The sequence below is a fragment of the Amaricoccus sp. genome (genome assembly GCF_036846665.1).
GTDB lineage: Bacteria > Pseudomonadota > Alphaproteobacteria > Rhodobacterales > Rhodobacteraceae > Amaricoccus.
The window spans coordinates 1-8,449 of the sequence record NZ_DAIUBO010000174.1 but is presented as its reverse complement, the minus strand read 5'-3'; the positions used below and the strand labels follow the sequence as shown (position 1 = coordinate 8,449).

Here is an 8,449-nt window from a genome sequence, read left to right as displayed (position 1 = left end):
TGCGAGGCGCATCAGCTCGAGGAACTGCTCTTCGTGAAACGGAGTCTTCTCCGCGGTGCCCTGAATCTCGATGATGCGGCCCTCGCCGGTGAGCACGAAATTCGCGTCGGCCTCGGCCGCGCTGTCTTCGGCATAGTCGAGATCGAGCACCGGCTGGCCGCCGTAGATGCCGCAGCTGACCGCCGCCACATGATGCGTGATCGGATCGGTCTTGACGACGCCCGCCTCGAGCAGCCGGTTCACCGCGAGCCGCAGCGCGACCCAGCCGCCGGTGATCGAGGCGCAGCGCGTCCCGCCGTCCGCCTGGATCACGTCGCAATCCACCGTGATCTGCCGCTCGCCGAGGGCGACGCGATCGATCCCGGCCCGCAGGCTGCGCCCGATCAGCCGCTGGATCTCCTGGGTCCGCCCCGATTGCTTGCCGGCGCTCGCCTCCCGGCGGTTGCGGGTCGTGGTCGCGCGCGGCAGCATGCCGTATTCGGCGGTGACCCAGCCCAGGCCGGTCTTGCGCATGAAGGGCGGCACCGTCTCCTCGACGCTCGCCGTGCAGATCACATGCGTCCCGCCCATGCGGATCAGGCAGGAGCCCTCGGCATGGCGGGTGGTCCCGGGCTCGATCGAGATGTCGCGCAGAGCATCGGCGGCGCGTCCGGACGGGCGCATGGTCTTTCCTCCTGGCGGAATTCCGAAGCACGGCTCTTAGCCCGCGGGTGCCATGCCGTCCAGCGCCGCCTTGCGCTCCGAGATTGACCGGTCCCTCAACGGTGCCTAAGTGAAAAGGAGCAACGGGGGAGGATTCCCAGCGCCCGTGACCGCTCCGGTTTCGCAGCTCGCCGCCATGAACGATCGCAGCCGCGAGGTGTTTCGCCGGCTCGTGGAGACCTATCTCGAAACCGGCGAGCCGGTCGGATCGCGCACGCTCTCGCGCGCCCTCTCGGAGGGCGTCTCGGCCGCGACGATCCGCAACGTCATGCAGGACCTGGAATATCTCGGGCTCCTGAGTTCCCCGCATGTCTCCGCCGGCCGCATCCCGACGCAGCTCGGCCTGCGCATGTTCGTGGACGGGATCCTCGAGATCGGCGACGTCTCGGGTGCGGAGCGGGCGGAGATCGAGCGCTCGCTCTCCGGCAACGACCACGACATCTCGGCCATCCTCGACCGGGCCGGCGACATGCTCTCGGATCTCACCCACGGGGCGAGCCTGGTGCTGACGCCCAAGTCCGAGGCGCCGATCCGGCATATCGAATTCGTCAGCCTTTCGCCCGACCGCGTGTTGGTGGTGCTCGTCACCGCGGACGGGCAGGTGGAGAACCGGCTCTTCGACGCACCGCTCGGCCTGACGCCCTCGGCCATGCGCGAGGCGGCCAATTTCCTCAACGCCATCCTCGAGGGCCGGACGCTGTCGGAGATGCGGACGGTCGTCACCGGCGAGATCGCCCGGCGCCGTGCCGAGCTCGACACGCTCTCCCAATCGCTCGTCGAGGGCGGGACCGCCGTCTGGGCGGAAGAGACCGACGGGCGGCACGAACGCCTGATCGTGCACGGCCGGGCCAATCTCATCGAAGGCACCGAGGACGCCGCGCATCTCGAGCGCATCCGGGAGCTCTTCGCCGATCTCGAACGCAAGCGCGACGTGGCGCAATTGCTCGATCTCGCCGAGGGCGGCGCCGGCGTGCGTGTGTTCATCGGCTCGGAGAACAAGCTTTTTTCACTTTCCGGTTCCTCTCTGGTGGTGTCTCCCTATATGAATGCCGACCGGAAGATCATCGGCGCAGTGGGCGTGATCGGACCGACGCGGCTCAACTACGGGCGCATCGTGCCGATCGTCGACTTCACGGCGCAGCTGGTCGGCAGGCTGGTTTCCAGCCGCGGCTGACGTTGGGGACGATGCGATGGCACGAGAGAACAAATCCTTCGGCGCGGGGGAAGATTCCTTCCTGGACGATCCCGAAGCCGAGTTCGACGACACCGAGGTTATCGGGGACAAGGAGATCGACATCGACGAGGCCGATGCCTTGCGCCTCGAGGTGGCCGAACTGAAGGACCGTCTCTTGCGGGCGCTGGCGGATACCGAGAACCTGCGCAAGCGGTCCGACCGCGACCGGCGGGACGCCGAGCTCTACGCCTCCACCCGCTTTGCCCGCGACCTCCTCTCGGTCTACGACAATTTCGACCGCGCCATGGGCAACGTGACCGACGCGGTGCGCGAGGCGGCGCCGGGGCTCATCGAGGGAATCGAGCTCACCCAGCGCGACCTCCTCGCCGCCTTCGAGAAGCACAAGATCCGCAAGATCGTTCCCGAGGTCGGCGAGCGTTTCGACCCCAAGCAGCATCAGGCGATGTTCGAGGCGCCGATCCCCGGCACCAAGGCCGGCGACATCGTCCAGATCATGGGCGTCGGTTTCAACATCGGCGATCGGCTGCTGCGCCCGGCGCAGGTCGGCGTATCCTCGGGCGCCCCGGCGATGCCCAGGCCGCCGGAAGGCGATGCCGAATCCGCGTCGGAGTAGCCCGGCGGCGCGGGTATTTTTCCTGCAATATGAAATGGATAGCCGTGGTCCCAAGCTGGGACCACGGACGCGGTCTCGCGGACCCCATCGGCGATTCCCCGAACTTCCATGGGGACCCGGGCCGACTGCCCGTGTAATCCTGTGCCTCACCGAAGATACCAGATGGAGGAATTCGCTTTGCTCAGACGCCTGTATCGGAACATGGCTGCGGCCGCTGTTGCCGTGGCTCTTCCCCTCGCCGCATCGGCGGATGACGATCAGCTCTCCGTCTCCATGCTCCTGGCGGGGCAGATCGACGACAACGGCTTCATGGAAGCAGGGTACAACGGGCTCGTGGCGATCCGCGACGAGCTCGGAGCGCAGATCGATTACATCGACGGCGTCAAGCCGGAGCCGGAGCTTCTGGCGGCGGCGCTGCGCGAACTCGCGGCCGACGGTCCCGATCTCATCATCGCCCATGGCGGACAGAACAACCAGGCCGCAGAGACCGTGGCGGCGGAGTTTCCCGATCTGAAATTCGTCGTCGTGCAGGGCGCGGTTACCGGCCCCAACCTGTCGAGCTACGAAGTTCTTCAGGAGGAAAGCGCCTGGCTGGCCGGGGCGGCGGCGGGCCTCCTGACGGAAACGGGCACGGTCGGCCACATTTCCGGTATTCGGGTGACGCCGGGACTGAAGGGCCGCGGCGGCTTCTACCACGGCCTGATGCATACCAATCCCGATGCCAAGTTCCTGACCACCTTCGCCGGCGATCAGGACGACAACGAGCTGTCCTACCGCGTCGCCTCGGACGAGATCGACCAGGGCGCCGACATCATCTTCACCATGTTGAACGCAGGGCGCACCGGCGCCATCGACGCGATGCGCGAACATGGCGTCTTCCAGATCGGCAATGTTCGCGATTGGTATCCGGATCATCCCGATGTCTTCATCGCCTCGGCAATCGCCAATGTCAGTGTTCCCGGGCTGACGGCTGCCCGCGATCTCGCGGAAGGTCGCTGGGAGGGCGGCCAGATCGTGAAGATCGGTCTCGAAGACCCCGATGCGGTCTCGCTGGCATTGTCTCCGGATGTCCCGGAGGAGGTCCGCTCCAGGATCGACGGATTGCGTCAGGACATCATCGATGGGAAGATCGAGGTCTCGACCGATTACGACGGCCCGGAACTGACCTATTGATCGCATGGTGGCGAGGCCGCCCATGCGGCCTCGCCCAGGCGGGAGAGTGCATCGCCACAACCTGAGCCGCGGGCGCGGCCGGGCACCGGCACGCCCTGCACGAACCCGCGCAGCGCCGTGTCAGCTGCGGACCATCCCCTTGAGCTCGTAGATCAGCGCCAGCGCCTCGCGCGGGCTCATCTCGTCGGGCAGCACGGACTTCAGCCGCGCCTCGACCTCCGAGGGGGCGGTCTTCGGGGCCGGTGCGGCACTGGCCGCGCTGAAGAGCGGCAGGTCGTCCACCAGCGCCCTCGCCTTGCCGCCGCCCTCGCGCTCGCCGGCTTCCAGCGCGTCGAGCACGACATGGGCGCGCGCGACCACCGCGGCCGGAAGCCCGGCGAGTCGCGCGACCTGCACGCCGTAGGACCGGTCCGCCGCCCCCTCCCGCACCTCGTGCAGGAAGATCACCTCGCCCTCCCATTCGCGGACCGCGACGGTCGCGTTGCGCAGCCCGGGCAGCTTCTCGACGAGCGCCGTCAGCTCGTGGTAATGCGTGGCGAAGAGCGCCCGGCACCGATTGACGTCATGCAGGCTTTCCAGAACCGCCCAGGCGATGGAGAGCCCGTCGTAGGTCGCTGTTCCCCGCCCGATCTCGTCGAGGATCACCAGCGCCCGCTCGCCGGCCTGGTTCAGGATCGCGGCGGTTTCCACCATCTCGACCATGAAGGTCGACCGGCCTCTCGCCAGATCGTCCGCCGCCCCGACCCGGCTGAAGAGCGCATCCACCACGCCGATCCGCGCCGCGGCGGCCGGCACGTAGGATCCCATCTGGGCCAGGAGCGCGATCAGCGCATTCTGCCGCAGGAAGGTCGACTTGCCCGCCATGTTCGGCCCGGTGATCAGCCAGAGCGGCCGCGCCCCCTCGCCGTCGGCCCCGAGGTCGCAGTCATTGGCGACGAAGCCCTCGCCGTTGCGGCGCAGCGCCGCCTCCACCACCGGGTGCCGCCCGCCGGTGATCTCGAAGGCCCGGTCCGCGACGATCTCCGGCGCCGTCCAGTCCCCCGAGCGCGCGAGATCCGCCAGCGCCGCCGCGAGGTCGATCTCGGCGATCGCCTTGGCCGCCGCCGCGACTGGCCCCGCCCTTTCGATCACCGCCGCCGCGAGAGACGCGAAGATCGCCTTCTCGATCTCCAGCGCCCGGCCGCCGGCATTGAGGATCTTCGTCTCGATCTCCGCCAGCGCCAGCGTCGTGAAGCGCAGGGCGCCGACATTGGTCTGGCGATGCACGAAGAGCTCCGAGAGCGGCGGCTTCAGCATCTTCTCGGCATGGGTCGCGGGGGTCTCGACGAAATAGCCCAGTACATTGTTGTGGCGGATCTTGAGCGAGGCGATGCCGCTCTCGCGCACGTATTCCGCCTGCAGCGCGCCGATCACGCCGCGGCCTTCGTCGCGAAGCCGCCGGGTATCGTCGAGCTCCGGATCGTGGCCGGCGGCGACGAAGCCGCCGTCGCGGGCCAGTTGCGGCGGCTCGGCGACGAGGGCCGCGTCGAGCAGCTCGACCAGCGCCTCGTGCCCTTCGAGCGCATCGCGTGCCGCGGCCAGCGTTTCGGGTAATGTGCCGTCGAGCGTATCCCGGATCCGGCCCGCCCCGGCCAGCGCATCGCGCACCGCGGCGAGATCGCGCGGCCCGCCGCGGTCGAGCGCCAGCCGCGAGACCGCCCGCTCCAGGTCCGGCAATTGCCGCAGCCGCTCGCGAACCGCCCCGAGCATCGCGGGCGCCTCGACGAAGTGCCGCACGGCGGCCTGGCGCTCCAGGATCGTGCGGCGATCCGCGGAGGGCGCGTTCAGCCGGGCCTCGAGCAGCCGCGCGCCCGGACCCGTGGCCGTGCGGTCGATGGTCGCGAGCAGCGAGCCCTCGCGGCCTCCGGACAGGCTCCGGGTGAGTTCGAGATTCCGCCGGGTCGCAGCGTCGATCGCCATCAGGCTGCCGGTCGCCTCGCGCAGCGGTGGCCGGAGCAGGGGCAGACGGCCCTTCTGGGTGAGCGCGAGGTAGTCGACGATCGCCCCCAGCGCCCCGGCTTCGGCCCGGCTGAAGGTGCCGAAGCCGTCGAGGCCCCTCGCGCCGAAGACCGCGGCGACCCGGGCGTCGGCGGCGGTCGAATCGAAGCTCGCCGGGGCCAGCGGAGTCGCGGTGGCGCCGGCCTCGGCGATCAGGCCGCGCAGCTCGGCCTCCTGGCTCTCGGCGACCAGCACCTCGCGCGGGGCGAGCCGCGCCAGCATCGGCCCCAGCCCGGCGCGGTTGCAGGGCGTGACGGTGAGGTCGCCGGTGGAGACGTCGGTCCAGGCGAGGGCGCCCTCGCCGCGCACCTCGGCATAGGCGGTGAGATAGTTGTGCCGCCGGGCTTCGAGGAGGCTTTCTTCGGTCAGCGTGCCCGCGGTCACCAGCCGGACCACCGCGCGCGCGACCACGGATTTCGAGCCGCGCTTCTTGGCCTCCGCCGGATCCTCCATCTGCTCGCAGACCGCGACCCGGAATCCCTTGCGGATCAGGGTCAGGAGGTAGCCCTCGGCGGCATGCACCGGCACGCCGCACATGGGGATGTCCCGGCCGAGGTGCTGCCCGCGCTTGGTCAGCGCGATGTCGAGCGCCGCCGCCGCGGCCTCGGCGTCGTCGAAGAACATCTCGTAGAAATCGCCCATGCGATAGAAGAGCAGCGCATCGGCATGCTGCGCCTTGATCTCGTGGTATTGCGCCATCATCGGCGACATGGAGGAGGTATCGTTCACGCAGCCCGTCCCGGTTCCGTCGGGTCGCTTATACAGGCTCGCCCTGCGGTGCCAATGCCGGCGCGCGCGGGCGTCCCCATGGGGACGCTTATCAAGTAACTGAAATCACACAATTAAAGTGTTAACGCGCCGAGTTCCGGGCCTCAGCCCTTCATGCCTTCCCAGAATCCCTTCACCCGGGAGAAGAAATCCTGGGTCTCGGGGCTGTTGTTCTTGCCCTCGGCCTCGAACTCGCCGAGCAGCTCGCGCTGCCGCGTGCTGAGGTTGACCGGGGTCTCCACCGCGAGCTCGATGTAGAGGTCGCCCGCCACCGCGCCGCGCAGCGCCGGCATGCCCTTGCCGCGCAGGCGCAGCTGCTTGCCGGACTGCACGCCCGCGGGCACCTTCACCCGCGTCCGGCCGCCGTCGAGCGTCGGGGCCTCGATCTCGCCGCCGAGTGCTGCCGTGATCATGCTCACCGGAATGCGGCAATAGAGGTTCTGGTTGTCGCGCTCGAAGATCGGATGCGCCTCGACCTCGATGAAGATGTAGAGATCGCCCGAGGGTCCGCCGCGCAGCCCCGCCTCGCCCTCGCCGGCGAGCCGGATCCGCGTCCCTGTCTCCACGCCGGCGGGGATGTTGACGTTGAGGGTGCGATCCTTGCGCACGCGCCCGGCGCCGGCGCAGGATTTGCAGGGATTCTTGATGATCTGGCCGCGGCCGGAGCAGGTCGGGCAGGTCCGCTCCACGGTGAAGAAACCCTGCTGCGCGCGCACCTTGCCCTGGCCCGAGCAGGTCGGACAGGTTGCGGGTTCCGCGCCGCCTTCCGAGCCGGTGCCGTTGCAGACCTCGCAGGCGGTGCTGCCGGGCACGCTGATCGTGGCCTGCTTGCCGCGATAGGCCTCTTCGAGGTTGAGCCGGAGGTTGTAGCGCAGATCCGAGCCGCGTGCGGCGCGCTGGCCGCGGGCGCTGCCGCGCCCGCCGCCCATGAAATCGCCGAAGAGGTCGTCGAAGACGTCCGAGAAGGCGCTGGCGAAATCCGCATTGGCGCCCGGACCGCCCCGGAAGCCCGCGCTCGCCCCGCCGCCGTTCTCGAAGGCGGAATGGCCGAAGCGGTCATAGGCGGCCTTCTTCTGCGCGTCCTTCAGGACGTCATAGGCCTCGTTGATCTCCTTGAACTGCGTCTCCGAGTTCGGATTGGAGCGGTTGCGGTCGGGATGGTGGTCCATCGCCTTGCGCCGGAAGGCCTTCTTGATGTCCGCATCCGAGGCGCCCTTCGACACGCCCAGAACGTCGTAATAGTCGCGCTTCGCCATCAGGGCCGAATTCCTTCAAACGACAGATGGCCCCCTCGCGTGCCGAGGGGGCCATCCTGCCGGTCCATGCGGATCAGGACTTCTTGTTGTCGTCCCCGCCGAGATCCTCGAAATCGGCATCCACGACATCGTCCTCGCTGCCGCCCGAGCCGGCGTTCTCGGGCTCGGAGGCGGCGCTTTCCTCGGCCTGCTGGGCCTTGTAGATCGCCTCGCCGAGCTTCATCGCCGCCTCGGTGAGATCCTGGCTGCGGGCGCGGATCTTCTCGGCATCCTCGCCTTCCATCGCTTCCTTGAGGTTCTTGATCGACATCTCGATCACCTCGATGGTCGTCGCATCGACCTTGTCGCCGTGCTCCTTGACCGATTTCTCGGTGCCGTGGATCAGGCTCTCGGCCTGGTTCCGGGCCTCGACCAGCTCGCGCCGCGCCTTGTCGGCCTCGGCGTTCTCCTCGGCTTCCTTGACCATCTTCTCGATGTCGGCGTCCGAGAGCCCGCCCGAGGCCTGGATGGTGATCTTCTGCTCCCGGTTGGTGCCCTTGTCCTTGGCATTGACCGAGACGATGCCGTTGGCGTCGATGTCGAAGGTCACCTCGATCTGCGGCATGCCGCGGGGCGCCGGCGGGATCTGCTCGAGATTGAACTGGCCCAAGAGCTTGTTGTCGGCCGCCATCTCGCGCTCGCCCTGGAAGACCCGGATCGTCACCG

7 protein-coding genes are annotated in these 8,449 nt (G+C 68.6%); 3 read left to right on the top strand and 4 right to left on the bottom strand.

The window, feature by feature from the left end:
- The coding region (gene rph, locus V7050_RS15235; protein WP_324410765.1) for a ribonuclease PH at window positions 1–663 on the bottom strand (663 nt) is incomplete at its 3' end.
- A 175-nt stretch (window positions 664–838) separates the two neighbouring features.
- Here rph and hrcA point away from each other — a divergent pair.
- The 3 genes from hrcA (at window position 839) to V7050_RS15220 (ending at window position 3,683) form a co-directional block, all read left to right on the top strand.
- The gene (gene hrcA, locus V7050_RS15230) at window positions 839–1,876 is read left to right on the top strand and encodes a heat-inducible transcriptional repressor HrcA (RefSeq protein WP_324373670.1); all 1,038 of its coding nucleotides are present in this window, start codon (window positions 839–841) and stop codon (window positions 1,874–1,876) included.
- A 16-nt stretch (window positions 1,877–1,892) separates the two neighbouring features.
- Window positions 1,893–2,510, top strand: coding sequence for a nucleotide exchange factor GrpE (gene grpE, locus V7050_RS15225; protein ID WP_324365977.1), 618 nt, complete (start codon window positions 1,893–1,895; stop codon window positions 2,508–2,510).
- 108 nt (window positions 2,511–2,618) lie between these two features.
- Entirely contained in the window at window positions 2,619–3,683 is a 1,065-nt protein-coding gene (locus V7050_RS15220; RefSeq protein ID WP_324373660.1) for a BMP family protein, read from the top strand.
- Between the two features lie 120 nt (window positions 3,684–3,803).
- On the opposite strand, the gene mutS is transcribed toward V7050_RS15220, so the two are convergent.
- The 3 genes from mutS to V7050_RS15205 form a co-directional block, all read right to left on the bottom strand.
- Entirely contained in the window at window positions 3,804–6,422 is a 2,619-nt protein-coding gene (gene mutS, locus V7050_RS15215) for a DNA mismatch repair protein MutS (protein WP_324366007.1), read from the bottom strand.
- Window positions 6,423–6,592: 170 nt separating this feature from the next.
- A complete protein-coding gene (dnaJ, locus tag V7050_RS15210; RefSeq protein ID WP_324365981.1) occupies window positions 6,593–7,744 on the bottom strand; it encodes a molecular chaperone DnaJ in 1,152 nt (383 codons plus the stop codon).
- A 73-nt stretch (window positions 7,745–7,817) separates the two neighbouring features.
- Window positions 7,818–8,449, bottom strand: a 632-nt coding sequence (locus V7050_RS15205) for an Hsp70 family protein (RefSeq protein ID WP_324410762.1), incomplete at its 5' end; no start/stop codon positions are given.